The sequence below is a fragment of the Enterobacter sp. MF024 genome (genome assembly GCF_005843915.1).
GTDB classification, from domain to species: domain Bacteria; phylum Pseudomonadota; class Gammaproteobacteria; order Enterobacterales; family Enterobacteriaceae; genus Enterobacter; species Enterobacter barmai.
On the sequence record NZ_VCBB01000001.1, the window covers coordinates 476,441 to 503,354 of the forward strand.

General features: G+C 56.6%; 28 protein-coding genes and 1 riboswitch. Of the genes, 14 read left to right on the forward strand and 14 right to left on the reverse strand.

The genetic code is table 11. The annotated features are described in order from the left end of the window. Window positions 1-74: 74 nt before the first annotated feature. Window positions 75-1,328 (reverse strand): MFS transporter, encoded by a 1,254-nt coding sequence (locus tag FFB58_RS02475; RefSeq protein WP_138368868.1) that lies wholly within the window; start codon window positions 1,326-1,328, stop codon window positions 75-77. Window positions 1,329-1,450: 122 nt separating this feature from the next. Here FFB58_RS02475 and FFB58_RS02480 point away from each other — a divergent pair, with 122 nt between their 5' ends. From FFB58_RS02480 to bioD, 3 genes are all read left to right on the forward strand, one after another. Continuing rightward, window positions 1,451-2,350 (forward strand): LysR family transcriptional regulator, encoded by a 900-nt coding sequence (locus FFB58_RS02480; protein ID WP_138368869.1) that lies wholly within the window; start codon window positions 1,451-1,453, stop codon window positions 2,348-2,350. A 127-nt stretch (window positions 2,351-2,477) separates the two neighbouring features. Then, window positions 2,478-3,698 carry a sugar metabolism global transcriptional regulator Mlc gene (mlc, locus tag FFB58_RS02485; protein WP_039029211.1) on the forward strand — a complete coding sequence of 407 codons (1,221 nt, stop codon included), beginning with the start codon at window positions 2,478-2,480 and terminating at the stop codon, window positions 3,696-3,698. A gap of 126 nt (window positions 3,699-3,824) precedes the next feature. Then, entirely contained in the window at window positions 3,825-4,520 is a 696-nt protein-coding gene (gene bioD, locus FFB58_RS02490) for a dethiobiotin synthase (protein WP_138368870.1), read from the forward strand. On the opposite strand, the gene clcB is transcribed toward bioD, so the two are convergent. From clcB to FFB58_RS02525, 7 genes are all read right to left on the reverse strand, one after another. Further along, window positions 4,455-5,765, reverse strand: coding sequence for a voltage-gated ClC-type chloride channel ClcB (clcB, locus tag FFB58_RS02495; RefSeq protein WP_138368871.1), 1,311 nt, complete (start codon window positions 5,763-5,765; stop codon window positions 4,455-4,457). The two genes, bioD and clcB, sit on opposite strands and share 66 nt — an antisense overlap. Before the next feature lie 91 nt (window positions 5,766-5,856). Beyond that, window positions 5,857-7,005 carry an osmoprotectant ABC transporter ATP-binding protein OsmV gene (gene osmV, locus FFB58_RS02500; protein WP_138368872.1) on the reverse strand — a complete coding sequence of 383 codons (1,149 nt, stop codon included), beginning with the start codon at window positions 7,003-7,005 and terminating at the stop codon, window positions 5,857-5,859. After that, entirely contained in the window at window positions 7,005-7,652 is a 648-nt protein-coding gene (gene osmW / locus FFB58_RS02505; RefSeq protein ID WP_039029215.1) for an osmoprotectant ABC transporter permease OsmW, read from the reverse strand. The genes osmV and osmW overlap by 1 nt, the downstream gene beginning before the upstream one ends. Before the next feature lie 9 nt (window positions 7,653-7,661). Next, window positions 7,662-8,561 carry an osmoprotectant ABC transporter substrate-binding protein OsmX gene (osmX, locus tag FFB58_RS02510; protein ID WP_039029216.1) on the reverse strand — a complete coding sequence of 300 codons (900 nt, stop codon included), beginning with the start codon at window positions 8,559-8,561 and terminating at the stop codon, window positions 7,662-7,664. Window positions 8,562-8,579: 18 nt separating this feature from the next. Continuing rightward, window positions 8,580-9,290 carry an osmoprotectant ABC transporter permease OsmY gene (gene osmY / locus FFB58_RS02515; protein ID WP_138368873.1) on the reverse strand — a complete coding sequence of 237 codons (711 nt, stop codon included), beginning with the start codon at window positions 9,288-9,290 and terminating at the stop codon, window positions 8,580-8,582. 259 nt (window positions 9,291-9,549) lie between these two features. Beyond that, a complete protein-coding gene (locus tag FFB58_RS02520) occupies window positions 9,550-10,293 on the reverse strand; it encodes a YoaK family protein (protein ID WP_138368874.1) in 744 nt (247 codons plus the stop codon). 169 nt (window positions 10,294-10,462) lie between these two features. Then, window positions 10,463-11,086, reverse strand: a complete 624-nt coding sequence (locus FFB58_RS02525; RefSeq protein WP_039029219.1) for a glutathione S-transferase — start codon at window positions 11,084-11,086, stop codon at window positions 10,463-10,465. Between the two features lie 114 nt (window positions 11,087-11,200). Between FFB58_RS02525 and FFB58_RS02530 the strand changes: the two genes are divergently transcribed. Both FFB58_RS02530 and FFB58_RS02535 read left to right on the forward strand, forming a co-directional pair. Beyond that, the gene (locus FFB58_RS02530) at window positions 11,201-11,422 is read left to right on the forward strand and encodes a hypothetical protein (protein ID WP_039029220.1); all 222 of its coding nucleotides are present in this window, start codon (window positions 11,201-11,203) and stop codon (window positions 11,420-11,422) included. A 79-nt stretch (window positions 11,423-11,501) separates the two neighbouring features. Further along, the gene (locus FFB58_RS02535) at window positions 11,502-12,005 is read left to right on the forward strand and encodes a DUF1543 domain-containing protein (RefSeq protein ID WP_039029221.1); all 504 of its coding nucleotides are present in this window, start codon (window positions 11,502-11,504) and stop codon (window positions 12,003-12,005) included. 127 nt (window positions 12,006-12,132) lie between these two features. Here the strand turns inward: FFB58_RS02535 and FFB58_RS02540 are convergent, their stop codons facing one another. Further along, window positions 12,133-13,041 carry a LysR family transcriptional regulator gene (locus tag FFB58_RS02540; protein ID WP_138368875.1) on the reverse strand — a complete coding sequence of 303 codons (909 nt, stop codon included), beginning with the start codon at window positions 13,039-13,041 and terminating at the stop codon, window positions 12,133-12,135. A 162-nt stretch (window positions 13,042-13,203) separates the two neighbouring features. On the opposite strand from FFB58_RS02540, the gene FFB58_RS02545 reads away from it, so the two are divergent. Next, complete coding sequence (locus tag FFB58_RS02545; protein WP_138368876.1) at window positions 13,204-14,301, forward strand: NADH:flavin oxidoreductase; 1,098 nt, start codon at window positions 13,204-13,206, stop codon at window positions 14,299-14,301. A 35-nt stretch (window positions 14,302-14,336) separates the two neighbouring features. Here the strand turns inward: FFB58_RS02545 and FFB58_RS02550 are convergent, their stop codons facing one another. After that, window positions 14,337-15,524 (reverse strand): MFS transporter, encoded by a 1,188-nt coding sequence (locus tag FFB58_RS02550; protein ID WP_039029224.1) that lies wholly within the window; start codon window positions 15,522-15,524, stop codon window positions 14,337-14,339. A 48-nt stretch (window positions 15,525-15,572) separates the two neighbouring features. After that, complete coding sequence (locus tag FFB58_RS02555) at window positions 15,573-16,706, reverse strand: alpha/beta hydrolase (protein ID WP_138368877.1); 1,134 nt, start codon at window positions 16,704-16,706, stop codon at window positions 15,573-15,575. Between the two features lie 112 nt (window positions 16,707-16,818). Here FFB58_RS02555 and FFB58_RS02560 point away from each other — a divergent pair, with 112 nt between their 5' ends. From FFB58_RS02560 to FFB58_RS02570, 3 genes are all read left to right on the forward strand, one after another. Next, window positions 16,819-17,703: a LysR family transcriptional regulator gene (locus FFB58_RS02560; protein WP_171029919.1), complete on the forward strand. Its 885-nt coding sequence runs from the start codon at window positions 16,819-16,821 to the stop codon at window positions 17,701-17,703. Between the two features lie 471 nt (window positions 17,704-18,174). Beyond that, window positions 18,175-18,411 carry a ParD-like family protein gene (locus FFB58_RS02565; protein ID WP_039029299.1) on the forward strand — a complete coding sequence of 79 codons (237 nt, stop codon included), beginning with the start codon at window positions 18,175-18,177 and terminating at the stop codon, window positions 18,409-18,411. Continuing rightward, a complete protein-coding gene (locus tag FFB58_RS02570) occupies window positions 18,380-18,709 on the forward strand; it encodes a type II toxin-antitoxin system RelE/ParE family toxin (protein WP_039029226.1) in 330 nt (109 codons plus the stop codon). The genes FFB58_RS02565 and FFB58_RS02570 overlap by 32 nt, the downstream gene beginning before the upstream one ends. Before the next feature lie 85 nt (window positions 18,710-18,794). On the opposite strand, the gene FFB58_RS02575 is transcribed toward FFB58_RS02570, so the two are convergent. The 3 genes from FFB58_RS02575 to FFB58_RS02585 all read right to left on the reverse strand — a co-directional run bounded on the left by FFB58_RS02575 (window position 18,795) and on the right by FFB58_RS02585 (window position 22,224). Continuing rightward, the gene (locus FFB58_RS02575; protein ID WP_039029227.1) at window positions 18,795-19,034 is read right to left on the reverse strand and encodes a DinI family protein; all 240 of its coding nucleotides are present in this window, start codon (window positions 19,032-19,034) and stop codon (window positions 18,795-18,797) included. 97 nt (window positions 19,035-19,131) lie between these two features. Continuing rightward, window positions 19,132-19,920 (reverse strand): phosphotransferase, encoded by a 789-nt coding sequence (locus tag FFB58_RS02580; protein ID WP_138368879.1) that lies wholly within the window; start codon window positions 19,918-19,920, stop codon window positions 19,132-19,134. Between the two features lie 114 nt (window positions 19,921-20,034). Then, window positions 20,035-22,224, reverse strand: a complete 2,190-nt coding sequence (locus FFB58_RS02585; protein ID WP_138368880.1) for a TonB-dependent siderophore receptor — start codon at window positions 22,222-22,224, stop codon at window positions 20,035-20,037. 365 nt (window positions 22,225-22,589) lie between these two features. Here FFB58_RS02585 and FFB58_RS02590 point away from each other — a divergent pair, with 365 nt between their 5' ends. The 5 genes from FFB58_RS02590 (at window position 22,590) to FFB58_RS02610 (ending at window position 26,909) form a co-directional block, all read left to right on the forward strand. Next, window positions 22,590-23,180, forward strand: a complete 591-nt coding sequence (locus FFB58_RS02590) for a DUF4142 domain-containing protein (protein ID WP_039029230.1) — start codon at window positions 22,590-22,592, stop codon at window positions 23,178-23,180. Between the two features lie 194 nt (window positions 23,181-23,374). Continuing rightward, window positions 23,375-23,473: riboswitch (guanidine-I (ykkC/yxkD leader) on the forward strand. Between the two features lie 56 nt (window positions 23,474-23,529). Further along, window positions 23,530-24,588 (forward strand): putative urea ABC transporter substrate-binding protein, encoded by a 1,059-nt coding sequence (locus tag FFB58_RS02595; RefSeq protein ID WP_039029231.1) that lies wholly within the window; start codon window positions 23,530-23,532, stop codon window positions 24,586-24,588. Between the two features lie 17 nt (window positions 24,589-24,605). Next, a complete protein-coding gene (locus FFB58_RS02600; RefSeq protein ID WP_039029232.1) occupies window positions 24,606-25,421 on the forward strand; it encodes an ABC transporter permease subunit in 816 nt (271 codons plus the stop codon). Further along, window positions 25,418-26,194, forward strand: a complete 777-nt coding sequence (locus tag FFB58_RS02605) for an ABC transporter ATP-binding protein (protein ID WP_039029233.1) — start codon at window positions 25,418-25,420, stop codon at window positions 26,192-26,194. Before FFB58_RS02600 ends, FFB58_RS02605 begins: the two co-directional genes overlap by 4 nt. 4 nt (window positions 26,195-26,198) lie before the next feature. Continuing rightward, window positions 26,199-26,909 (forward strand): urea amidolyase associated protein UAAP1, encoded by a 711-nt coding sequence (locus tag FFB58_RS02610; protein ID WP_138368881.1) that lies wholly within the window; start codon window positions 26,199-26,201, stop codon window positions 26,907-26,909. Window positions 26,910-26,914: the final 5 nt, after the last annotated feature.

Genomic DNA, 26,914 nt, shown 5'->3' on the forward strand with positions numbered 1-26,914 from the left:
AGCTGTTAACCTTTGAAAACCTCGGTTTGCGATAAATGAATTTACAGTCCGGTGAGAATGTAGTGAAAAAAATCTCATTGCAAACGACGATGAAGGCTCCGTCCCACCAGCAATGCCGCACACAGCATCAGCGCAATAAACCCGCCGACGCCGTTCCAGCCGTACTGGTGCCAGAACACGCCGCCGAGCGTCCCGGCGATGCTGGAGCCCAGATAGTAGCTGAACAGATACAGCGACGATGCCTGGCCTTTCGCGCGGCGGGCGCGCGGGCCGATCCAGCTGCTGGCAACAGAGTGGGCGGCGAAGAAGCCGGCGGAGAAGAGCAGCATCCCGGCGAAAATCAGCCACAGGCTGGAGAGCAGCGTCATCAGTACGCCTGCCAGCATTACGCCGGTGGAGACCAGCATCACCGGGCCGCGCCCGAAGCGGGTGGTCATGGCCCCGGCTTTCGGGGAGCTCCAGGTCCCGGTCAGGTAAGCCACCGACAGCAGGCCGACCAGCGCCTGGCTCAGATGCCACGGCGAAAGCATCAACCGGTAGCCGATGTAGTTAAAAAGAGTCACAAACGAGCCCATCAGCAGGAATCCGGTGAGAAACAGCAGGGGCAGCCCTTTATCGCGCCAGTGCAGGCGGAAGTTAATCAGCAGCGTTTTTGGCCGCAGCGCGGTAGGGCGGAAATGACGCGATTCCGGCAGGATTTTCCAGAACATCAGCGCCGAAGCCAGCGCAAAAAAGCCGATCGCCGCCAGCGCTATCCGCCAGCTGAAGAAATCGGTAAAGACCCCGCTCAGCAGGCGTCCGCTCATGCCGCCAATGGAGTTCCCGCTGATGTAGAGCCCCATGGAGAAAGCAACGAAGCTGGGGTGGATCTCCTCGCTGAGGTAGGTCATCCCCACCGCCGCCACGCCGCTAAGCGAGAGCCCGATCAGCGCGCGCATAATCAAAATCCCGTGCCAGCTGGTCATCATCGTCGACAGCAAGGTACAGACCGACGCCAGCAGCAGCGCGGTGACCATCACCGGTTTACGCCCGATAGCGTCCGAGAGTGGGCCGGTAAACAGCAGGCCGACCGCCAGCATTCCCGTTGAGATCGACAGTGAAATACTGCTGCTGGCCGGGGAGACGCCAAACTCCTGGGACAGCACCGGCAGGATCGGCTGCACGCAGTAGAGCAGGGCGAAGGTGGCAAGGCCGGCGGAGAAGAGCGCCAGGGTGACGCGCATAAACTGTGGGGTGCCGCGTTTGATTAGCTGTGCCGGTAAGGCTTTGTTCGGTAAGAGATCGATATCATTGCTGGGGGCGATATCAGCCGTTGTTGTACGACTCACGTAAGTTCCTTGCTTCAACATCCCCGTGATTTCTGGTGACGGGTATGACCACAGGGATCAGGGTAGGAAATTGTAAATATTCTGTCTAATATATTAATAATCTCAAATGATACGTTAAAAATATGAATATCGAACTACGTCATCTGCGCTACTTTGTTGCCGTTGCCGAGGAGCTGCATTTTGGTCGTGCGGCTCAGCGGCTTAATATCTCGCAACCGCCGCTGAGCCAGCAGATTCAGACCCTGGAGCAGCAGGTGGGAGCACGTCTGCTGGCCCGAACTAATCGCAGCGTCGGGCTGACGGCGGCGGGGCGTCAGTTTCTCGCCGACAGCCGCCAGATCCTGAGCATGGTGGACGAGGCTGCTGCCCGGGCAGAACGCCTGCATCATGGCGAAACCGGCGAGCTACGCATCGGGTTTACCTCCTCCGCGCCGTTTATCAGCGCTGTCTCGCACACCCTGTCGTCGTTTCGCCGCCTGTCGCCGGATGTGCATATCCAGACCCGGGAGATCAATACCCGGGAGCAGATCGTCCCGCTGAACGAAGGTTCGCTCGATCTGGGCCTGATGCGCAATACCCAGTTGCCGGACACCCTGGCGTGGCAGCGGGTGCTGCGCGAACCGCTGCTGGCGATGATCCATCGCGACCATCCCCTGGCGGCAAAACCTGAAATCTCCGTCACGGAACTGGCGCAGGAGCCGTTCGTCTTTTTCGATCCCCACGTCGGTACCGGCCTGTACGATGACATCCTGGGATTACTGCGCCGCCATGGGGTGAATCCGGTCATTACCCAGGAAGTGGGCGAGGCGATGACCATCATCGGTCTGGTGGCGGCGGGGCTCGGCGTGTCGATCCTTCCGGCTTCCTTCAGGCGGCTTCAGCTACATGAAATGCGCTGGGTGGCGATTGCCGAAGTGGACGCGGTTTCAGAGATGTGGCTGGTGTGGTCCCGGCATCATGAACTGAGCGCAGCGGCACAACGGTTTAAGGATCTGCTGATTAGCGCCTCATCGGGCCGCTGACCGGCAAAAAAAGCGGGTAAAAATGTGCTGTAAATCACAAGGCTAAGTAAAAATTTGACGATTACTGTAGAAGTGCTTCACCATAGCCCACAGTTTATTTCGAAGCGCGAAAATAAGGGAGTACGTGGTGGTTGCTGATAGTCAGCCAGGGCATATAGATCAGATTAAGCAGACCAATGCGGGCGCAGTCTATCGCCTGATTGATCAGCTTGGGCCGGTCTCGCGCATCGATCTTTCCCGTCTTGCGCAACTGGCACCCGCCAGTATTACCAAAATTGTGCGTGAGATGCTCGAAGCGCATCTGGTGCAGGAAACAGAAATTCAGGAGCCGGGCAGTCGTGGCCGTCCGGCCGTCGGGCTGGTGGTGGAAACCGAGGCCTGGCACTACCTCTCATTACGCATCAGCCGCGGTGAAATCTACCTTGCGCTGCGCGACCTCAGCAGCAAACTGGTGGTGGAGGACAAGCTGCCGCTTGAACTTGTCGCTGCTGAACCGCTGGAAGTACGGATCACAGCCCTTATCGATCGGTTTTTTATTGATCATCAGCAGAAGCTGGAACGTCTCACTGCCATTGCCATCACTATGCCGGGGATCATTGATACCGAAAATGGCATCGTGCACCGCATGCCGTTTTATGAAGACGTTAAAGAGATGCCGCTCGGCGAGGTGCTGAAAAATCACACCGGCGTGCCGGTCTATATTCAGCACGACATCAGCGCCTGGACGATGGCCGAGGCGCTGTTCGGTGCTTCTCGCGGCGCGCGCGACGTCATTCAGGTGGTGATCGACCACAACGTAGGGGCCGGGGTGATCACCGATGGCCGCCTGCTGCACGCGGGCAGCAGCAGCCTGGTGGAGATTGGCCACACTCAGGTCGATCCCTACGGCAAGCGCTGTTACTGCGGTAACCACGGCTGCCTGGAGACCATCGCCAGCGTTGACAGCGTGCTGGAGCTGGCCCAGCTCAGGCTCGGCCAGTCGATGAGTTCGACGCTGCACGGCCAGCCCCTGACGGTGGAGTCGCTTTGCGCGGCCGCGCAGCAGGGCGATCTGCTGGCAAAAGATATCATTACCGGCGTCGGCATCAACGTCGGGCGCATTATCGCCATCATGGTTAACCTCTTTAACCCGCAAAAAATTCTGATTGGCTCGCCCCTGAGCCAGGCGTCTGACGTTCTCTTCCCGGCGATCGCCGACTCGATCCGCCAGCAGTCGTTACCGGCCTACAGCAAGCACATCGTGGTGGAAAGCACCCAGTTCACCAATCAGGGCACGATGGCCGGGGCGGCGCTGGTAAAAGATGCGATGTATAACGGCTCACTATTGATCCGTCTGCTGCAGGGTTAACTGTTTTTTTACAGTCTTACCAAAAATTGCGCTATCTCAAACCGGTCAGATAGCGCATGCCTTAGACTTCCTCCACTGAATTATTACCTTCATTTATATTTTCAGAGCATAACGGTGGAGTAAGTGATGCTTAAGCGTTTCTTTGTAACGGGTACTGATACCTCTGTCGGCAAGACGGTGGTATCCCGCGCCTTGCTGCAGGCCATGATGGCCAGCGGAAGGAGTGTTGCAGGGTACAAACCGGTAGCCAAAGGGAGTAAAGAGACGCCGGAAGGATTGCGCAATAAAGATGCGCTGGTACTGCAAAGTGTCTCCTCTTTAGAACTGCCTTATCACGCGATCAACCCTATTGCCCTCAGCGAAGATGAGAGCAGCGTGGCGCACAGTGGTCTGGTGAATTACACCCTGTTGTCGAACGGGCTTGCCAGCCTGAGCGAGAAGGTCGAACACGTTGTGGTCGAAGGCACCGGCGGCTGGCGCAGCCTGATGAATGATTTGCGTCCGTTATCAGAGTGGGTGGTGCAGGAGCAACTCCCGGTGCTGATGGTGGTGGGCATTCAGGAAGGCTGTATCAACCACGCCCTGCTGACGGCGCAGGCCATCGCCAATGACGGCCTGCCGCTGGTGGGCTGGGTGGCGAACCGCATCAATCCGGGTCTGGCGCACTATGCCGAAATTATTGAGGTGCTTAGCAAAAAGCTGCCCGCTCCGCTGGTGGGTGAACTGCCGTACCTGCCGCGCGCCGAACAGCGCGAGCTAGCGCACTACATCGACCTCTCGGCTTTCGGCAGCGTGCTCTCCGTAGATCGAGTCGTGGCGTAACGTCCGCGACAGCACCGACGCCACCACACAGGCAATCAATAAACCGGGCAGCAGGAAGTACTGCCCGGTCATTTCACAGACCATCAGCGCCGACATGATTGGCGCGTGCGTCGTGGCGGCGAGCAGCGTCGCCATTCCTGCAAGTCCCAGCAAAATCGCCGTTTCGGAGCCGGGCAGCCACAGCATAAACAGCTGGGCGAAGAGCATTCCGGTTGCCATGCCGACAAACAGCGTTGGGGTGAATACCCCGCCCGGCGCGCCAGAGCCGCTGCTGGCCAGAACGGCCAGCAGCTTGCAGATGAATACCCCCGCAATCACCGACAGCAGCGGCGGCGCGAGCAGGAACCCCTGCAAAACGCTGTAGCCATTGCCCCAGACCTTAGGCGTCAGCAGCGACAGCAGCCCGACGATGAGCCCACCCATCGCCAACTGCCACGGCGGAGAGAGCTTAAGGCGCAGGAAAAGGGAATGGCTGAAGGTCATGAGCCACATCAGCGCCGGGCCGCAGAGGCCCGCCAGCAATCCCATTCCCACAATCAATGAATAATCCACCGCGGTTAGCGTTTCGCTGATATGCACCTCGTACAGGGTGTTTGCGCCGGGGCTGAGCAGGCGGGTGGTGAGCAGCGCCACTACGGCGGCAATCACCACCGGGCCGAGCGACGCCAGCATCAGCGTGCCGAACAGAATCTCGGCAATAAACAGGCTGCCGGCTAACGGGGCATGATAGGCGCTGGCCATCCCGGCGGCGGCCCCGCAGGCGATCCACAGCTTCCATTCGGTTTTAGGCGTAAAGCGTTGGGCGAAAAAGGAGGCGGCGAGGGCGGCCAGCAGGATCATCGCCCCTTCCCGGCCAATGGCGCTGCCGCTGGCGACCACCAGCAGCGACGCCAGGGATTTAACCAGGCTTGCGGCGTAGTCAAACTGCCCGTCACCCGTATCAAGCGCTTCCATATAGTCGGTGGGCGCATGCGGACGCTGGGCGGTCATCCGCTGCCATCCCCAGAGCAACAGCCCGGCAGCCAGCCCGCCGAGAGCAGGCGTCAGCGCGCGTCGCCATGGCGAAAGGCCGCTGGCGGCATTGACCAGGCTGCCGCTGTCGTTACTCAGAAACAGCCACTCGAGCAAATACAGGGCATGACGAAACAGGGCCACGGCCAGCGCCGCCAGCACGCCGGTGATGCTGGCAATCAGCAACCGGCGAAACATGGCCCGGATATCAGGGTAAGCATGAAGTCGATGCATGGGTTACGCACAAACAGGGAAGATACAATATTCTGGCGGGAAAACGCGGGGTTAGCAATGTGAAGAGCCGGGCAGTGCCCGGCTCACAGGATTAACCTTCGCTGTGAATATTCAGCGCCCGGCGCGTGCGGCCGGAGCTTAAGTATTCCGCAATATAGTCCTGAGAAATTTCGCCGTTGTAGCGGCCTTCCTCATCGACAATCGGCATCCAGCTGGTGTTGCTCTCATACAGACGCGAAAGCACCACGCGCAGGTTGTCCTCGGCTTTGCCGGTCATGCGGAACGGATGCAGCAGATCGGCACAGGTGCCGCTGGCATTGCGCGCTTCGCGGCGCTTCACGAAGCCCAGCGGTTTGCCGTTCTCATCCACCACGGTGACGGCGCGAATGTCGTTGTCATCCATAATCCCGAACGCCTCGGTCAGCGGCGTGGCCGGACGCACGGTCAGGGTAGGCTGCTGATCCGTGACGTCGCCTGCGGATACCAGCAGCAGACGCTTCAGGGTACGGTCCTGGCCGACAAACGAGCCGACAAACTCGTTGGCCGGTTTCGCCAGCAGCTCGTCCGGGCTGGCGCACTGGACAATTTTCCCCTGGCGGAAGACGGCGATACGATCGCCCAGCTTTAGCGCTTCGTCGATGTCGTGGCTCACCAGCATCACGGTCTTTTTCAGCTTGCGCTGCATCTCGAGGAACTGGTTCTGGATCACCTCACGGTTAATCGGGTCCACCGCACCGAAAGGCTCATCCATCAGCAGGACCGGAGGATCCGCCGCCAGCGCGCGGATAACGCCGATACGCTGCTGCTGGCCGCCGGACATCTCGCGCGGATAGCGGTTGAGGAACTTATGCGGATCCATCGCCACCATATCCATCAGCTCTTCGGCGCGGGTTTTACACCGGGCTTTGTCCCAGCCCAGCATGCGCGGAACCACGGTGATGTTCTCTTCGATGGTCATGTTCGGAAACAGACCAATCTGCTGGATCACGTAACCGATGTTGCGGCGCAGGGTTACGGTATCCATGTCAGTGGTGTCCTGACCGTTAATCTGGATGGTACCGCTGCTCGGCGTGATGAGCCGGTTAATCATCTTCAGGGTAGTGGTTTTGCCGCAGCCGGACGGACCCAGCAGGACGCACATCTCCCCTTCAGGCACGTTCAGGTTGACGTTGTCGACGGCCTTAAATGTCTGGCCCTGTTTCTGTGAAAATTGTTTGGTGAGGTTTTCCAGTTTTATCATTATCGAATCCCCTTTGGAGTCAGTACGATCTGCAGACGGTGCAGTAACCAGTCGAGCACAATCGCTAAAAGACAAATCATCAGCGCGCCCGCAATCAACATACGAATATCGCTTCCGCCAATGCCGTTAAGCAGCAGCAGACCCAGCCCGCCGGCGCCGATCACGGCGGCAATGGCCATCACGCCGATATTCATCACCACGGCGGTGCGGATGCCGCCAAAAATTACCGGCAGCGCCATTGGAATTTCTACCCAGCGCAGACGCTGCCAGAAGGTCATGCCGATCCCGCGACCCGCTTCGCGCAGGCCGGGCGGCAGGCTGTCCAGCGCGGTATGGGTGTTACGCACAATCGGCAGCAGCGAGTAGAGGAACACCGCCGTAATCGCGGGCAGGGCGCCAATACCCTGACCGATCAGCGAAAAGAGTGGGATCATCAGGCCGAACAGGGCAATGGACGGGATGGTCAGGACGATAGTGGCAATCCCCAGCACCGGCGTTGCCAGCCATTTGTGGCGCACAATCAGAATGCCGAGCGGCACGCCGATAATAATGGCAAGGCCCACGGCCAGCGCGACCAGCCACAGATGTTGCAGCGTCAGGCTTAACAGATAGCCCCAGTTATCAATGATGTAGTGAACGGTTTCCATAGCGCCTCCTTACAGCAGCTGCTTGCTACGCAGGAAATCACGGGCGACCTGCTGCGGTGACTGATGATCGATATCCACTTTCTTATTCAGTTCGGTGATAACGTCGTTATTGAGCTGGGCGGAGAGGGTGTTCAGCGCCTCTTCCAGCCCCGGATTAGCCTCCAGCGTGTCTTTACGCACCACAGGAGTCACCGCGTAGCTCGGGAAGAAGCCTTTATCATCTTCCAGCACCTTCAGATCGAAGCCTTTTACGCGCCCGTCGGTGGTGTAGACAAGGCCCGCATCGACAAAGCCGTCGCGTACCGCGTTATAGACCAGACCGGGATCCATCTGGCGGATCTGCGGGCGATCCAGCTCCATCTGATAGGCGGCCTGCAGCGGCTTCATGCCGTCGCTGCGCCCGGAGAATTCGAGATCGAGGCCCAGCATCCAGTTGTTGTCCGGATCGGTTTTACGCACCTGCTCAATCTTCGCCACCAGCTCCGACATGGTGTTGATGTGCTCCGCTTCGGCACGCTTACGCTGCATGGCAAAGGCGTAGGTGTTATTCATGTTGGCAGGTTTGAGCCACACCAGGCCGTGCTTCGCGTCCAGGCGTTTCACCGTCTCGTAAGACTCTTCCGGCGACATGCGTTTGTTGATGTGGTTAAAGATGATCAGCGACGTGCCGGTGTACTCCCAGGTCATATCGATCTGCTTGTTGATCATCGCGTTACGGGAGATAACGGTAGCGATGTTGGTCTGCGGTTTAACCTCAAACCCTTTCTTCTGCAGATACTGCACGGTCATGGCCGAAAGAATATGCTGCTCGGTAAAACTTTTGGTCGCCAGGATCAGGGGCGCAGCAAGCGCCTGGCTGGTAAAGAGCGCGGCGGTACAGAGCGCCGCCAGGCCGGTAAACAGTCTCATAGAAGCTCCTTGTTATAATTATCGCGCGATATGCGGGCTCATCAGACGGCCCAGCGCCGCCAGCAGCGTATCCAGGATCAGGGCAAACAGGGCGGTCGCCGCCGCGCCCAGGATCAGCGTCGGGAAGTCGTTGAGATAAATGCCGGGGAAAATCAGCTCGCCGTAGCTGCTGGCGCCAATCAGGAAGGCCAGCGGTGCGGTACCCACGTTAATGGCGGTGGCGATGCGGATCCCGGAGAGCATTACCGGCCAGGCGTTTGGCAGTTCCACCTGGCGCAGGCGCTGCCATTTGGTCATCCCGATGCCGTTTGCCGCTTCCAGTAACGACGCCGGGACCGAGCACAGCCCGGCGTAGGTGTTACGCACAATGGGCAGCAGCGAGGCGAGGAACAGGGCGATAATGGCTGGCGTATCGCCGATGCCAATCACCACCATCGCCAGCGCCAGAACCGCCAGCGGAGGCAGGGTGTTGCCGACGTTAAAGATTTGCATCACGTATTCGGCGATACCGCGTGCAGCGGGGCGGCTCAGCAGAATACCGCTGGGAATACCGACCAGCAGGGCGAAGAACATCGATGAGAAGACTAAAATCAGGTGCTGTTGCCCGAGATAGACCAGATCGACCTGGCGCGCTTTAATCGTCTCGAGCCCAATCCCCCAGACGAGGAGGGCGAGAACCACGATAATAGCGCCGACAAAAAGCAGCGAACGTTTGAGTAATGGGTGCATTGCGGTGTGTCTCCCTGTGCGCATGCGTTATAGCAACCACCGGTTGCCTGTTGTTATGCCATGTTTTGGCAGGGGTATTTCAGCTATAGCAAGGGATCGGGAAGGGTTCCAGCGAAGCGGGAAAATTCGTAACCCTATGAAACTTGGGGAAACCCGGAGTTAAGCCTTATGGGGTAAGGCCTGGTCAGGGGGAGGGCAGAATAGTCTTAAAGATGATTTCGTTAAGTGACAACGTCACTTAACGAAAGGGCGGTAACTGTTATTTGCCAAGTGCAGCACGAACTTTTCGCACCCGCAGCGAGGTACTGATGATGGAGAAGGCGGCCACCAAAACCAGCATGAGCCCCAGGGCCAGCATCGCATGAAAGCCAAACCACCTGAACAGGATCAGCCCGGCAATTCCCCCGCTGATAAACGAGAAAAGGGTGGTGAGATGGGTTTTAAGCTGACTTCTTTGGGCTGCCGTGTCTTTCGAGTAATCCCGGCGTAGCATCGCCACCACCACGGAGGCCAGCGAAATACCCGCGTCGGTTAACGTGCCGGTGATGTGGGTGGATCGTACCCGTCCGCCGGAGAGTTGGGTGGAGGTGGAATTATGGATCCCCATCAGGCCGCAGAGAAAAACAATAATTTCACGATTGGTGGTGAAGGTATGAAAAAACAATTCATACAGGGAGACGCCGGCCAGTAATAATCCCTCTATTAATAAAACCTGACAAAAAATCAGCCGCACATTCTGAATAATGCCCCATAAAACGATAATCCGCGCAATGATTGCGCCCGTCACAAACGACAGAATAATGGTGGCAAAGAAAATAATATCGTTCAGATCCGTTGAGGAGACTTCGCTGGAAAATTGCGAAGTGTTGCCCGTCATATGGGAAGGAAAGAAGCCAAATGCCCCCAGCGCAATGGCGTTCAGCAATCCTGCGGAGGTGGCCAGCCAGAGGGCAAGGCGACGATCCTCCTGATGGGTTCGTTCTTTCTTCAGTTTAATCAGCAAAGAATACCTCCGGTTTGAGCTTTGCCTGAATAATCAGGCTAGCAAAGGCAATTCCCGGGTTGTCCAGGATAGTGCTTAATTATTAAAGCTGCACCGGAGGGTATGGATTTAGTAATTAATTAAAATAACCTTGATAAGAAAGTGATTATTAATCTCCTGAGCTTTCAGCTCACAGCATGCCATTATTGCCGTGGCGTAAAAACGCCGGGCGCTGGTTTAAACGTTCAAACCAGGCCTCAATCGCGGGCACGTCCGGATGCTCAAAAGGCGTCATCTTCCAGCGGTTCACCGACAGCCCCAGCACCACGTCCGCCAGAGTAAAGGTTTCGCCTGCCACCCAACAGCCGGTTTTTTGCAGCTGCCGTTCAAGGATCATAACGCAGTGGTTCCACTCCTTGATCCCCGCCGCAATACGGGCCGGATCGTTATAGTCCGGGTTTTTGCGCCCCAGCGCCGGGAAGACGTAGCGCCAGGCGTTGTTGAATTCCGAGGCCTGCCAGTCCATCCAGCGTTCGACGTTGGCACAGGCCTGCGGTTCTACAGGAAGCAGGTCGTCGCGCCCGGCCTTGCGCGCCAGATAGCGGCAGATGGCGTTGGATTCCCACAGCACGAAATCATTATCGATTATCACCGGCACCATGGCGTTCGGGTTCAATTTGCGAAATGCCTCGGTTTCCGTAGAGGCAAAGCCGCTGCCGTAATCCTCCTGCTGATAGTCCAGGCCCGCTTCTTCGCAGGTCCAGAGCACTTTGCGCACGTTGATGGAGGTGGTTTTGCCAAGAATTCTGAGCATTGTTTTTACGCCTTTGGGTTGAGTGCGGAGCCCCGTCCGGATGAGTGTTAACGACTTTGGAACTATGACTGTCAATGATACTGTGGCATGCAAACATATTAGGGGATTATAAGAATGAAGATTGTTTTTGTGCCCGCATTAATCGTAGTCCTGATTGATAAAGAACAGGAGATGGGGCGGGAATTAACCCGGCAGGACGTTGAATCCATCCGCGATGGCGCCACGGCCATTCGTCTGCCGGACGAGGCTGCCGAGGAGATGATCAGAGAGCGCGGCTACCGCGATATTGATCCAGAGAATGTGTGGGGCGAGTGGCAGGCGTACAAAGCTGGCTGAATGACGCCCGACATGTGAGTTGCATCCATAATCGTTATATAGTCAAATATATAGCGATTAACATGCTTAGAGGGTATCAATGAATCTGTATATGTTTTATATCGGTGGCAACGCCGGTAAATCGAATATTGAAGTGCATGACATTCAGTTTGTCGCCGCCAACCAACCGAAAGATGCCTGGCCTGCGCTACGTGAAGCCTGGTTTGGGGATAGCGATAAAATTCATATCGATGGTTACAGCCGCATCACCTGGGCCGATGGCTATTCCGTCTCGCTTTCCCCTGAGCCATCGCCGTCTGCGCAGAAACTGTTTTTCGTCAACGCGGGTGGTTACAGGCCGGATACCCTTGCCGAGCTGCATGAATTCGATCTCTTTGTCGCCGAAAATGCGCAGGGTGCGAAGAAAAAGGCGATGAAAACGCTGCTCTGTGGCGTCGATCAGCAGCATAAAGACAACCTGAAAGAGGTTGATGATTGCCTGTTGCTTGAGAAGATCGGAGATCTGTTTATTCATCTGACGCCCTGCGAGACAGGTGTCCGCGACCGACCGGAATGGCAGGGCTATCAACCGATAGGGGTGTAAGACCTCAGGGACAGCCGCACATTTCAGGCGGCGTCCTGTTCTGAAGACATTATGCTGTTGTTGACCGCTACTCAGCCTGAGCCTGCAAAACACACTCCTTGCGCGCGGGACATCGCCGGATTAACTATTATCGCCCCGGCAGGACAAATTCAGCCTGGCTGCCAGGCACCAGCGATAACTTCAATTTTTCAATAAATGTGCTGACCCGCAGGGGAAGGTAACGTGTTGTTGGCAGCACCGCCCAGACTGACAACGCCTGAGGGTTGGCATCAGCGAAATTAATCTCAACAAGCGTCCCGTTGCGGATTTCTTTCATGACATCCCAGCGGGTCAGCTGCGCAATGCCCAGACCCTGGGTACACAACTCTCTTACCCCTTCGACGTTATCGGAGCTGAAGCGTCCATCAACACCGACCCTGAGGAGTTCGCCATCACGTTCGAACATCCATTGAGGAACGCTGCTGAGCCTGAGGCAATGATGCTTCAGTAAATCATCAACACGATGCGGCATACCAATCGTCTTCAGATACTCGGGTGAGGCGCAGACTATTCGCGGATTGTCAGCAATTTTGCGGGCGATGAGCGTGGAGTCCTTCAAGGGGGCGATACGTATGGCGACATCGAACCCTTTCCCTACAATATCAACCACATCTTCGGTAAATTGCAGGTCGATACGTAACGTTGGATTTTCTGATAACAGTTCTGATATCAGAGGCAAAATATGACGTCGCCCAAATCCTGAAGGGGCGGTTACCCTCAATAATCCGGTCGCGCCTTGAGTTGAAGGCGAAAACAGCGCCCGGGCTCCTGACTCTGCCTCAATAAGCGCCCGGGCATAAGGCAGAAATTCCATACCCTCCTGCGTTAATGAAACAGACCGGGTCGTCCTTTGTAAAAGACGCGTTCCCAGCTCGCTTTCAAGCGAGGCGAGGCGTCTTGAAACGGCCATGGCTGAAATACCCTGTCGTTTCGCCGCCTGGGTCAGACTGCGCGTTTCGGTTATAACCAGAAAGAGGGCAACGTCCTGCAAATTCATAATCACTCCGGTATTTGCATCGTCGCAAATGTCATTAACAGGCTAACAAAAATCACTCAATTATAACGATAATCGTTATACAGCCTTATCAGTTTGCCCCGTTTAAGCCTGAATAAACAGTGATTATAGTGTGTTAACGATTTAATTTGTCAGGAGCACATCATGAATACAATACCTCTTTTTACGCCGGGCAAAATTGGCGGGATTGATTTAAAAAACCGTCTGGTCGTCGCACCCATGACCCGGGTCACCGCCTCAGAAGACGGGATCGCCAGCGATCGTATGAAGGTTTACTACGAGAGTTTTGCCCGCGGTGGTTTCGGCCTGGTGATATCAGAAGGGATTTATATTGATCAAAAATGGTCCCAGACCTACGCCTTTCAGGCAGGGTTAACCAGCCCGGAACAGATGGCAGGCTGGCGCAACGTTACCGACGCAGTCCACCAGCAGAACGGGCGAATTTTTGCCCAAATCCAGCACGCTGGCGCACTCTCCCAGGGAAACTATTTCAGGGAGGGTACTGTGGCACCCAGCGCTGTTCGTCCGGCAGGCAAGCAGATGACGTTTTATCGGGGTGAAGGGGAATACCCTGTGCCACGTGAACTCGCTGAAGACGAAATAGAGGACATTATTAACAGCTTTGCCGATGCGGCTGCGCACGCCGTTTTCGAAGCAGGCTTTGATGGGGTGGAGATCCATGGTGCCAATGGCTATCTTCTCGATCAGTTCTTCACGGATTATACCAATCAGCGGACCGATCGCTGGGGCGGGGATATCGCTGGCCGCCTTCAACTCAGCCTTGACGTTATTCAGTCTGTCAGACAGCGGGTAGGTCATGATATTCCGGTAGGGATCCGTATCTCACAGGGGAAAGTAAATGACTTTTTCCATAAATGGGCCAACGGCGAGGACGATGCCCGTGTGGTATTTTCGCTGCTTGCTCAATCGGGTATCGATTACCTGCACCTGACGGAATACGAAGCCTGGCAACCCGCATTTCCTGATAACCCGCTCTCATTGATTGAGCTGGCGCGGAAATATGCTCCCCATCTGACGATTATGGCAAATGGCAGCCTCCACGATGAGACGCGGGCGACAGAGGTGATGGAGAAGGGGGCGGATTTCATTGCGCTTGGCCGTGGCGCCCTGGCAAATCATGACTGGCCTGAACGTGTTGCTGCGGGCGGCACGGTACGCGAATTTGATACCGCGATCCTCGGACCCATCGCCAATATTAAAGATTCCGAACTTTCTCTCTGATGCTTCAGCCCCGAATCATTTTCCGGGGCTTTTCACTAACACACCACAGCGCTCTTTCGCGAAGTCCAGAACGTCAGCACCACCGCGCTCAGCAGTAAAATGCTGCTCATCGCAAAGGTGCTCTGCCAGCCAATATGATCAAAAACCATGCCGCCCGCCGTGGAACCCAGGGCAATCGACAACTGGATCACCGCCACCATCAGCCCACCGCCTGCTTCTGCATCGTCGGGCAGAGTACGGGCGATCCACGACCACCATCCCGTAGGTGCCGCTGTCGCCAGCAGTCCCCAGAGCCCCAATAGCAGGGCCACGATCCAGAGGCGGTGTCCGGTCAGGACCAGCATTCCGGCGATGGCGGCCATCAAGAGCGGGATTGCCATTAAGGTCTGATAAAAGCGCGCGTTCAGAAAAGTGGCGATAATCAGCGTGCCCACAAAACCGGCGATGCCGATGGTGAGCAGGATCAGTGATAAACCGTAGGCGCTGACGTGGGTGACGGTCTCCAGGAACGGACGCACGTAGGTGAATAATGCAAACTGCCCCATAAAGAACAGGCCGCAGGCGAACAGGCCCACGGAAACCACCGGCTGACGGAACAGGCGCAGTACCGTACCGCGTGACGGCTGATTATTCTCCATCTTCGGCAGGCTGAAGCATTGCCAGATGAAGGCCACAACCGCAACGGGAACCAGACACAGGAAGGCGCCGCGCCAGCCAATGGTAGCCCCGAGATAGCTGCCGAGCGGGGCGGCAACCACCGTCGCCAGGGCGTTACCGCCGTTAAAAATCGCCAGCGAGCGGGAAACCTGATGCGGCGGCACCAGACGCATGGCCGTTGCCGCAGAGAGCGACCAGAAGCCGCCGATGGCAATGCCAATCAGCGCTCGCCCGGCCATATAGACCAGATAGCTGGAGGCGAGGGCGATAATGAGCCCCGACAACGCCATCAGGATCGTCATGCCCAACAGGAGCATTTTACGGTTTATGCTCCCGGCAAGTTGCGGGAGGCTCAGGCTGGTCAGAACCGCCAGCGCGCCGGAGATGGCAATGCCCTGGCCCGCCATCCCCTCGGTGACGCCGAGATCTCCGGCGATGGGCGTAAGCAGGCTGACCGGCATAAATTCCGAGGCGATCAGCACGAACACGCACAGGGTCATGGCAAAAATACCGCCCCAGTATGCGTGCGGAGTTTTATGATGTGTGGTTTGGCTCAGTGGTGACATATTCAGATTTCATAAAGGCCACCTGTAAGACACAGGTGGCGCAGAGGGTTATTTCAGACTGGTTTTGAAGAACTGCTCAAACTGACCGAACGGGATCTTACCGGCAGCGTTGTCGTATAAGTCGACGTGGTTGGCACCCGGGACAATCACCAGCGCTTTCTGTTTGCTGCCGACGGCCTTATAGGCGTCTTCAGCGAAGTAGCGTGAGTGGGCTTTTTCACCGGTAACGATAAGCGTCGGAATAGCGATTTCGCTGGCGTAGCTCAGCAGCGGCATATTCATGAACGACAGCGGCATGGTCGCGGTCCAGGCGCCGGTAGAGTTCACTGAACGTTCGTGGAAGCCGCGCGGCATCCGGTAGTAATCGAAGAACTCTTTCAGGACCGGGTGCGGATCGGCAGGTAACGCCTCTGGCAAAATACGGTCAGCCGCGCTCGCTTTGCCGTTCTCGACATAAATATCATGCCCGGCATGGGCAAAGGTGCCGCTCTCGGCGTCCTTCCAGCGCTGTTCGTTCAGGTACTGCAATACGGCATGGCGATCGGCAGCAGAGTAACGGTCTTTGCCATCACCCACGCCGTGGCCCATCGCCCGGCTCATGTCGTACATCACGCTGGTGGCGACCGCCTTCACGCGGGTGTCCATGGCCGCCGCGTTCAGCGCCATTCCGCCCCAGCCGCAGATGCCAATAATGCCGATCCGGTTGCGATCCACCTCTTTCTGTAATCCCAGGAAATCCACTGCCGCGCTGAAGTCTTCGGTGTTGATATCCGGGGAGGCGACATTGCGCGGCTGGCCGCCACTTTCCCCGGTGTATGAGGGGTCGAAGGCCAGGGTCACAAAGCCTTTCTCCGCCAGGGTCTGCGCATACAGGCCGCTGGACTGCTCCTTCACCGCGCCAAACGGTCCGCTCACGGCAATCGCGGCCAGCTTGCGGTTGCCCCGGTCTTTCGGCAGATAGAGATCGCCCACCAGGGTGATGCCGTAGCGGGTCTGGAATGTCACCTTGCGGTGATCCACCTTCTTGCTTTCGGCAAAGGTCTTGTCCCATGTCGTCACCATCGACACAGGAGCGTTCGGATTGGTTGTTTCTGCATAACTCATCGTCGTTACTCCACTTAAAGATGCACATAGCAGCATTGCAGGCAGGGCCGCCGTCAGTTTGTGTGTGAACGTTTTCATAAGAGGTACCGGGCTGTGTTGGGGTGAGGCCAGTATAGTTAGCAGAAATAGTGCTGATTAGAGGGTGAAAACTGCTAGGATTCATACCAAATTGTTCTGAATTGAGGGCGTGATGGCCAAACGGGAAAATTACAACGAGCTGTACCTGTTTATGCAGGTGGTGCGGGAGGGGAGCTTTACCGCTGCAGCCCAACGGCTTGGTCTGGCCCAGTCCGGGATCAGCCGTTCCGTACGCGAGCTGGAAGAGCGGCTCGGCGTGCAGCTGCTGGTGCGTACCACGCGCAGGCTGTCGCTGACGCAGGCAGGGGAGCAGCTCTATCAGGCGACGGAATCCGCTTTTGACGCGCTGGACAGCGGGCTTGCCACCCTGGCGCACTATCGCGAGACCCCCTCCGGCAGGGTACGCATCAATGCCAGCCAGCATGCCATCGATAAATGTCTGTTGCCGAAGCTGGCGGTATTCAAACAGCGCTACCCGGATATCCGGCTGGAGCTGATGAATGAGAGCCGTTTCGTTGACATCATCGCCGAGCGATTCGATGCCGGTGTCCGGCTGGGACCGGAAGTCGGGCCCGGCATGGTCGCCACGCGTATCACTCCTGACATGGAGATGGCGGTGGTGGGCACGCCCGACCATCTTCGCCGCTACGGATTCCCCCAGACGCCCGCAGATTTAGCCGCTCATCCCTGCATTGCCTATCAGTTTGCTGACGGCAGCCTTTATCATTGGGAACTGATTCAGGACGAGAAAAGCATCAGGCATCGCCCCGAGGGGCAGTGGGCGCTCTCCGACAGCTATATGGAGGCCGAGGCCGCCCGCCTGGGTCTGGGGCTGGCTTACGTTCCGGTAGAGCTGGTGGAGAATGATTTACAGCGCGGGACCCTGATCCGGGTGTTGCAGCGCTACAGCCTGCGTATGGACGGGTTGTTCCTCTATTATCCCCATCGCAACGTGTCACCAGCCTTAAGAGCGGTAATCGATACGCTGAAAATTTGAGGGTGAATTTTGTAGGCCGGGCAAGCGCAGCGCCCCCGGCAAGCCCTTTCTGGAAGACGCCTCGCAAACCACAAAGTAACCCTGTGTAAATCAGGGTTAACGCTTTTCTTCCCAGTTTCAGGGTCGTAAAGTCAATGCGTTGCGGCACCTGATAGCCCAACTCATCGTGGGAGAAAAGTTCACCTCCTGTGTGCCTGATTGCTGGCGGAGTTTGTGAAAGAACCCTATATCACTGCGCATTGAGTGCGGGTGTAATCATTCAGGGGCTCATTGGCCCCTTTGCTTTTTTTAAAGAAAGAGGGGGAGTGGATACAACCCAATAACCAGGCAGCACTCTATTTCCTCGCGTCACTAAATTGCATTACGCGACAATTTGTCGCATAATTTTAATCGTAATGCGTCAAACTGGCGTAACGATTGAAACCATCCCAATACCTTACTGGCGCGGGTGACTAAATGATGAGGTTTAAAATGGCAACAAGCATTCGACTGGATGATGATTTCGTTGAAGAAGTGAAAATTCACGCAGAAGCGATGAGCCGTAGTGTACCCAAGCAGATTGAGCACTGGGCTAAGATTGGGCGTATTGCTGAGGATAATCCAGATCTGCCGTTTTCCTTTATTAGCGAAATTCTGCTGGCGAAATCAGAAATGGATAACGGGAGAATGAAGAAATATGTGCGCAGAAAAGACAGATCGGGAAATTGAGGTCTACCAGTCAAGTCGCTTTGAAAAAGTCTTTAAACGCCTGACCAAAGAGGAGCAGGATAGCGTTGATGTAGAGATTGAACACATCATTGAAAACCCGGAAATAGGCGAAAAGAAGAAGGGGGATCTCAGTTATCTGTGGGTGCATAAGTTTTACATGGGGAAACAGCAATACCTGCTCGGTTATACCTGGCTTGAACATAAGCTGGTGATCTACCTCCTGAGTTTGGGCACTCATGAGAATTACTATGATGAGCAAAAGCGGCACCGCAAAGCCGACCTGAAACTACTTGGTTAAGATCAGCGAGCACATTCAGAGCGGTAAAACAGTTAGTTACCCCATGATTCCCTCACCAATGAGGGAACCGTTTATCATTTTGGCATCATTCCGAAACCAGCCACATATCCGCTTCTTCAAACATCTCTTCCAGCATGCGGTTCAGCTTTTCCCGATCGCTTTTACTGGCATCGCTGTTCAGGCCGTTTGCCTGCATCGGCTTAACCTTCACTTCGGCTTCCGGAAAGATGCGGTGCACGCGCTTAGTTAATTCTTCGAGGATGATTTCCCGGGCACCTGCGAGTCCCGCAACGTTTCTTTTGTCGTAAACCAGTTCAACGAACATAACAGATCCCTATAAATACTGTTTTAATGTACAGCATTTTCACCGCGGCAATAAAATCTGTCAAGGCAATCGGCAGCCTCTGTCAGCGCCCGCATCTTCAAAGCATTTTCACTGTGTCGTTTAACCACTCGGGAAGATGTTCCTGATACCAGTTGAGATAAAGGGGAAATGCACGCTTTTGCCGCGCATCCAACAACACAATCACCTCAGTGACAATCCACGCTTTGGCAATGGCTATTTCCCGCGCCAGGTCATGGACATTATGCTGACCGGACAGCTGGCAGTAGCGTTCAGCGAGATCGATAAAGGTGTGCTTCGTCCCCATTCCCTTTATAAGAGGGGCGAGGTCGATACCAGGGCTCCCTTGTCCGAATCTCTCCCAGTCAAAAAGAACCCATTCACCGTTCTCTCTTCTTCCCCAGTTGCCAGCGTTGCTGTCACCCGAAACCAGTCCCTGGCCGCTAAACAGCACATCGCTGCACTGCTGAAATCGCCGTAGCTGCTGCGCGCATTTTTCAGGTATGGCCAGGAGCAGGAGCGATTTTTGCAGCGCTGATGCTGACCACTGGTGGGTATGGTAGCGCCAGGCACTATTTACCGGGTAACGATGCAGACGTCCCAGCATACGGATAGCGTTATCACTTGCGACAGACGACTGTTCAACCGGGTGAGGAATAAACTCCAGGGTTAACTTGCGCAGGGTGGCATCAGAGTACCAGAGCGTTGGCGTCGCGATGCCTGCCTGTTTAAGCTCCGTCGCGGCGGAGTGATAAAAAGCGTATTCCACGTCGCCAACCGGGCACTTCTCAATAACGGTATGGCCGTCGTCATTGACCTTTTTCGCCACGCTGGCGATGCCCATCTGGGATAAATCGCTGGCAGACATGCATTATCTCTTCAAAATTCGCAGGTGTGTTGGTCTGGTTTATGAGTGTAATGCAAACAGGGAATTGCGCTATGGCGGTTAAACTGCCGCCCGCTTAGCGGGCGGCATTCACTGTCAGAACAGAACCGAGTAGTTCAGGCCGAAGGTGCGGCCGCGGCCTTTGTAGGTATAGAGGTTCTCAGCACCGTAGGTTGGGCTGTACAGACCCGGTGCGCGCTGGCCCCATGCGGTGGTGTAGTCTTCATCCAGCAGGTTTTCTACGCTGAAGCTCAGCTTGCCCACCGGCAGCAGGTAACTGCCGATGAAGTCAGCGGTGTTGTAGCCCTCAATCTTCTTGCCGGCTTCATCAGAGAGATCGAACGTCTGGGTACTTTGCAGACGCAACGTCCAGTCGCCCGGCGCCCAGGTAACCCATGCGCTCATTTTGGACGGGCTGGCGCTGTCGACCGTCAGCTTCTCCCATTTCCCATCGACGCGGGTTTCCGATTTGATGACGTTGAAGTTTGTACCGGTGCTCCACTCGCTGTCGGTGAAGAAATAATCGATCTGGCCTTCAACGCCGTAGATACGACGTTCGTCATCTTCGACGTTGATAGTCATGTCGCTTTTATTGATGTTGATGGTCTTGTCGGAAAGGGAATAGTACCCGGCGATCTGCGTGCGCAGATTATCCCCGGTGTAGCGCCAGCCCAGTTCGTATGCATCAACTTTAATCCCGTCGAGTTTTGAGTCGTTCACGTTAACGCTGTTGACCAGACGATAATGGCCGTTTACCAACTGGTAGGTGCCGGAACCGTAGTATTTCGCCAGATCCGGGATCTCAAAGCCCTGGGAGAAGTTAAACCACAGCTGCTGGCGTTCGGTCAGATGCCCCAGAATGCCGGCGTTAAACAGCACGTTGTTGTAGTCAGTTTTCCCGCCCGGAACCGCGTCTGCGGAGGTGGCTCTGCCCGTGGCAATCGCCTGCTGTTGCGCGTAGCCAACAAAGTCATCCACCTTGTTTTCGGTGTACTGATAGCGCACGCCGCCGCTCAGGGTGATGGCGGAGAAGTCGTAGCTGCTTTGCAGGAATGGCGCGAGGTTGGTGATGCTGTAGCCCGGATAGCGGCCGACGTTATAGGCGTTGTCCAGCTTCATTCCGCCGCTGGCAGCCGCCTTGTTGAGGTCGAAGAATTGCTGGTTGGCGTCGAAAGTTTCATGCTCCGCATCCATACCCCATGTCAGGGTCAGATTATCCAGCGGTTTGCTGTTAAGGGTGAGCTTGCCGCCGTAGAAATCGGTTTTTTGCTGTGACGCCCCAATGCTGGTGACCCGGCCGCCGGAAAGCGTAGGGAAGGGATAGTAGGTCAGGCTTTCATCGCGATAGTAAATCTGCGCGAGCAGATCCTGGCCCCAGAAGTCGGTGTTGGAATATTGCAGGTTGATCAGGTGGCGTTCGGTGCCCGGAATACGATCGGAGTCGAGATTATTTTTGTTGTACGCGTTGCCATCGCCCGTCACCGCTGAGAAGTTCTCGCCCAGATAGAGGCCGTGCTTGCCGTCGGATTGACTTTTGTAATACTGGGTGGTGAGTTGCAGCTGCTGGTGATCGTCAATATTCAGCGTGCCGGTGCCCATCACGTCCAGACGGTCGGAGTATTGCAGGCCGGTCTGGGTGTTATCGATGATCACCTCGTCGCCGTTGCCGTCATACCAGCCGCCAAAGCGCTGATACGCCACTGACAGACGACCGGAGGCGTTGTCGTTACCACCGCTGACAGCCGCAGCTACGTTCTCATCATTATCGTTATGGCTGTTGAAGCCGGTTTTCATGCCGGTCTGGAACTCGACTTCCGTCTCCGGCTGGCCTTTTTTGGTGACGATATTGATTAAGCCGCCGGTACTGCCGCCGCCGTAAAGGGAAGTTGCCCCCGAGATAACTTCAATGCGGGAGATATTAAAAGGATCGATAGAATCCAGCTGGCGGCTGTCGCTGCGCGAGGAGTTCAAACGCACGCCGTCGACCATCACCATCATCGAACGACCACGCATATTCATGCCGTAGTTAGTGCGTCCCTGGCTGCTGACATCCATGCCGGGGATCAGCTGCGCCAGCACCTCTTTGATCTCTTTCCCACCCTGAACCTGCTGTTCAATTTCAGCCTGTTCAATGACCCAGGTGGTTTGTGCCATGTCGGTGATGCTGTGATTCGTACGGCTGGCGGCGACCACCAGCGTGTCATCTTTTTGTACTTCAGCAGAGGCATTAGCGGCTAATGTCATAAATAAACAAGAGCTTAGCGCGCGATAACTGTGCGATTTCATTATTGTGATCATCCTGATTTTTTAAAGTGCCGGTGGCCTGGACGCCCCGTACCGCAAGAACATCACCTTCAGAGGTGATAGTGATTATCAAGATGATATGAATAATCATTACAATGTAAACAGGTTGTGTTAAAAAATGTTTCTATAAAGGCATGATATTAATGTGGTTTTTGGTAGGGGCTCATCACTGCGGTCACAAATAAAACGCGCCGTGCTGAATAAAACCGCGATGGGTAAAAACTCCCAAAGAATCATGATTCAGGTGTCTGCCCCCTATACTGACAACTGCACTGATCGCTTATACAGGAGACGAAGCGCGGTTAACGACCGGATAAAACCTCATCCCTTACTGGCAGGAGAACATTATGCAAAAGCCTAACACCTTTAAAACGCTGCTGGCCGCATCGGCAGTAGCCGCACTGTTCTGCACCGTCGGCGTACAGGCGCAGACGACGAGCGCCGCGCAGTCCAGCGCCGCAAAACCAAGCGCCTCCGGCGAGAAGCTCAGCGCCAGCGATGAAAAAGCGTTAAAAGATATGGCGCAGGCCAATATAAATGAAGTCGCCGCCGGGAAGCTCGCCCTGAGCAAGGCCGAGAGCAGCGACGTCAAAGCCTTCGCCCAGAAGATGGTTGATGACCATGGTAGCGCCCTGACCAAAGTTCAGGCGGTTGCCGAGAAAAAAGGCGTAACGCTGCCGACCGAACCGGATGCCAAACATAAGGCGATGGCCGATAAGCTGGAAAAAGCGAGCGGTGCCGAATTTGACAAAATGTATATGGAAAACGCCGGCACTAAAGATCACGAGATGGTGCTGTCTAAGCTGAAAAGTGATGCTAAAAACATTAAGGATGCGGACGTGATGGCGCTGGCCGACGCGCATACCCCGGTAGTTGAGCAGCACCTCAAGTCAGCCGAGCAGATGACGATGAATTCAGACAAGAAAGAGAACAAGTAATCCGGTTGTCCGGCGGGCGCTGGAAAGCCAGCGCCCTTCAGGGCACCACTACAGTGCACCATCCTCGTTCCCCCTCACCAAAACGGTGAAAACCCACCGCTGAAAAATCCCAATATACTGACAAACCTCATAAAAATTTTCTGGCACACCCCTTGCAAAGCTAAACCTGAAAGGGCAGTGCACCACACAATCTGAAAATAGCTGGCTAGGGTTCCGGTCCACGCAGGTGGATGACTGGTCCAAGAGCTGGCGACCTCTGAGAGGTTACACGGCGGGACAAAAGCCCGGGAGACAGCAGCACCCACGGTGTCGCGCTGCCCCCTAATTTTGTGCCACTCAGAGGTCAAGCATGAAGAAAACGCCATTACTCCGCTCACTTGTACTGTCTCTGGCGATGCTGGTCAGTCTCCCCACCTTTGCCGCCGTCAAAAAAGAGTTCAACGTCTGCTGGACCATCTACGCCGGGTGGATGCCCTGGGGCACTATCAGCACCAGTAAAATCATCGATAAATGGGCCGACAAGTACGGTATCAAAATCAACGTTGTACAGCTCAACGACTACATCGAATCGATCAACCAGTACACCGCAGGCCAGTTTGACGGCTGCACCATGACCAACATGGATGCGCTGACCATTCCGGCGGCGGGCGGGGTCGACACCACGGCGCTGATCCTCGGAAGCTACTCCGAAGGCAACGACGGCGTGGTGATGAAAGGCGAGGGCAAAACCCTCACCGACCTGAAAGGGATGAAGATCTACCTGCCGGAGCTCTCGGTTTCTCACTATCTGCTGGTGCGCGGGCTGGAGAAGGCCGGACTGGCGGAGAAAGACGTCACCGTGGTGAACACCTCCGACGCGGATATCGTCTCCGCTTTCGGCACCGACAGTGTTAAGGCCGCCGTGGCCTGGAACCCGCAGCTGTCGGTGATTAAAGCCACGCCGAAAACCACCGAAGTGTTCAGCTCCTCGCAGGTGCCGGGCGAGCTCATCGACATGATGGTGGTCAACAGCGAAACCCTGAAGGACAACCCGGCGCTCGGCAAAGCCCTTACCGGGGCCTGGTACGAAATGATGGGCCTGATGAAAGCCCAGGACGCCAGCGCCCTGAACGCGATGGCTGCAGCGTCCGGCACCGATCTGGCGGGCTATCAGGCGCAGCTGAAAACCACCCATCTGTTCTACACCCCGCAGGACAACCTGGCGTTTGTCACGTCAGCGGAGCTGGCAAAAACCATGCAGCGCGTGGCGGCGTTCTCCTTTGATAAAGGGCTGCTGGGCGAGGGGGCGCAGAGCGCCGATTTCATCGGCATGAGCTTCCCGGGCAAGGTTACTCAGGGTGATGCCGGCAACGTGAAACTGCGCTTTGACGACAGCTTCGTGAAAATGGCCGCTGCGGGCCAGCTGTGATGAGTGACGGAGTTTCCATGCGACAGATTAATCGCCATCCCACCTCAGGTATGCGGCTGATGCTGGTAATGCTGCCGTTTGTCCTCCTGCTGGCCGCCTACTTCTTTGGCTCGGCGGTGCGGCTGGACGCCAACCCGCATGACAAGCTGCTGCCCGGTCTGCAACAGATGCTGGATGCCCTCTCCCGGATGGCGTTCACCCCGGACAAACGCAGCGGCGAGTATCTGTTCTGGGTCGACACACTGGTGAGCCTCGCCCGGCTGCTGGTGGGGCTGGCGATCGCCTCACTGATTGGCCTGTGCATCGGCATCACCTCCGGGGTGTTTCCGATGTGGCGCGCGTCGCTTTCGCCGCTGATGACGGTGCTGTCGATGATCCCGCCCCTGGCGATCCTGCCGGTGCTGTTTATCGTCTTCGGGCTGGATGAGCTGTCGAAGGTGATGCTGATTGTCATTGGCATCACCCCGATGCTGGCCCGGGATCTGGAGCATCGCGCCTGCGAAATCCCGCAGGAGATCCTGATTAAGGCACAGACGCTGGGCGCCAACAGCTGGACGCTGGTGCTGCGGGTGGTTCTGCCGCAACTGCTGTCGCGCCTGCTCACCTCGCTGCGCCTGCTGCTGGGGTCAGCGTGGTTATTCCTCATCTCGGCGGAGGCCATCTCTTCCACCGCCGGGCTCGGCTACCGCATTTTCCTCGTGCGCCGCTATATGGCGATGGACGTCATCATCCCGTATGTCCTGTGGATCACGCTGCTGGCCTGGCTGATGGATCTGGCCCTGCGCCAGCTGCACAAGCGCTGTTTCCCGTGGGCTGAAGGAGGCAAAGCATGAGTTTTATCACCATCGACAATATCTGGCAGGAGTACGGCGACCACGTGGTGCTGGAGCGCCTGAACCTGCAGATTAAAGAGGGCGAGTTCTGCTCGATGGTCGGCGCGTCCGGCTGCGGCAAATCGACCTTTCTGCGCCTGCTGCTCGGTCAGGAGCGTCCCAGCCGGGGCGTGATCACCCTCGACGGCAAACCGCTGGTCGCCGAGCCGGACAGCCGTCGGGGCGTGGTATTCCAGCGCTACTCCGTCTTTCCACACCTCAGCGTGCTGAATAACGTGGCCATCGGCCTCGAACTGCCGCAATCCCCGCTCCTGGGGCGTCTTTTTGGCGCCAAAAAACGCGCCGCCCGGGAGCAGGCGGCAGAGATGCTGGCAAAGGTCGGCCTCGGCCATGCCCTGGATAAATACCCGGCCCAGCTCTCGGGCGGGATGCAGCAGCGTCTGGCCATTGCCCAGGCCTTCATCATGCAGCCGCGCGTGCTGCTGCTGGACGAGCCGTTTGGCGCACTCGACCCGGGGATCCGCAAGGACATGCATGCGCTGCTGCTGCAACTGTGGGGCGAAACCCGCATGACGGTCTTTATGGTCACCCACGATCTCTCCGAAGGCTTCAACCTCGGCACCCGCCTGCTGGTGTTCGACAAAGTGCGCCTCGATCCCCAGGCCCCTAACGCTTACGGGGCGCGCATCACCTACGACATTCCGCTCAACGAGACGCGGCTCTCGGCGATGAGCGGGAAGGTTTCCGACAACGTTTATGCATTAAGAGGGTAAACCTGTGAATACGACAACTTTACGCGACGAGATCCTGCCTGGCGGCGGCCATCTCTCCTTTGTGCTCAAGCGCGGACAGGCTCTGCGTATCACCGATATCGAAGGCGGAGCAAACGTCAGCCTGATGATGCTCAACGCCCATGAAAAGAGCGAGCGCCTGAACCTGCCGGACACCCTGAAAGGTCAGCACACCGCGCGCCTCACCGCCGGGCACTGCTTCTACTCCGATATGGGCCGCGTGCTGGCGGGCATCACCGCCGACACCTGCGGCTGGCACGACCCCTTTGGCGGGGTGCTCAATGCGACGGAAGCCACGGAGAAATACGGGCAGGGGCGCTATCAGGAGCTGCGCAACGGCTTCTTTCGTAACGGCACCGAAAACCTGCTGGTGGAGATGGGCAAGTGGGATCTCAACCTTGAAGATCTGCTGATGGTGGTCAACTTCTTCAGCAAGGTCACGGTGGACGAGCAGGGCCAGTTCAGCTTCCACAGCGGCTACTCACAGCCGGGCAGCTACGTGGAGCTGTTCGCCCCGATGGACACCCTGGTGGTGATGACCGCGCTGCAACACCCGATGGACCCCTCCAGAGAGTACGCCCCGCGCCCGGTGCAGCTGAGCTGGCGACAGGCGGACGAACAGGCGGCGATCAACGCCCTGCTGACGCGCCCGGAAAACGAACGCGCCATCACCAACACCCAACTTTTGGCCCTGTAAGGAGC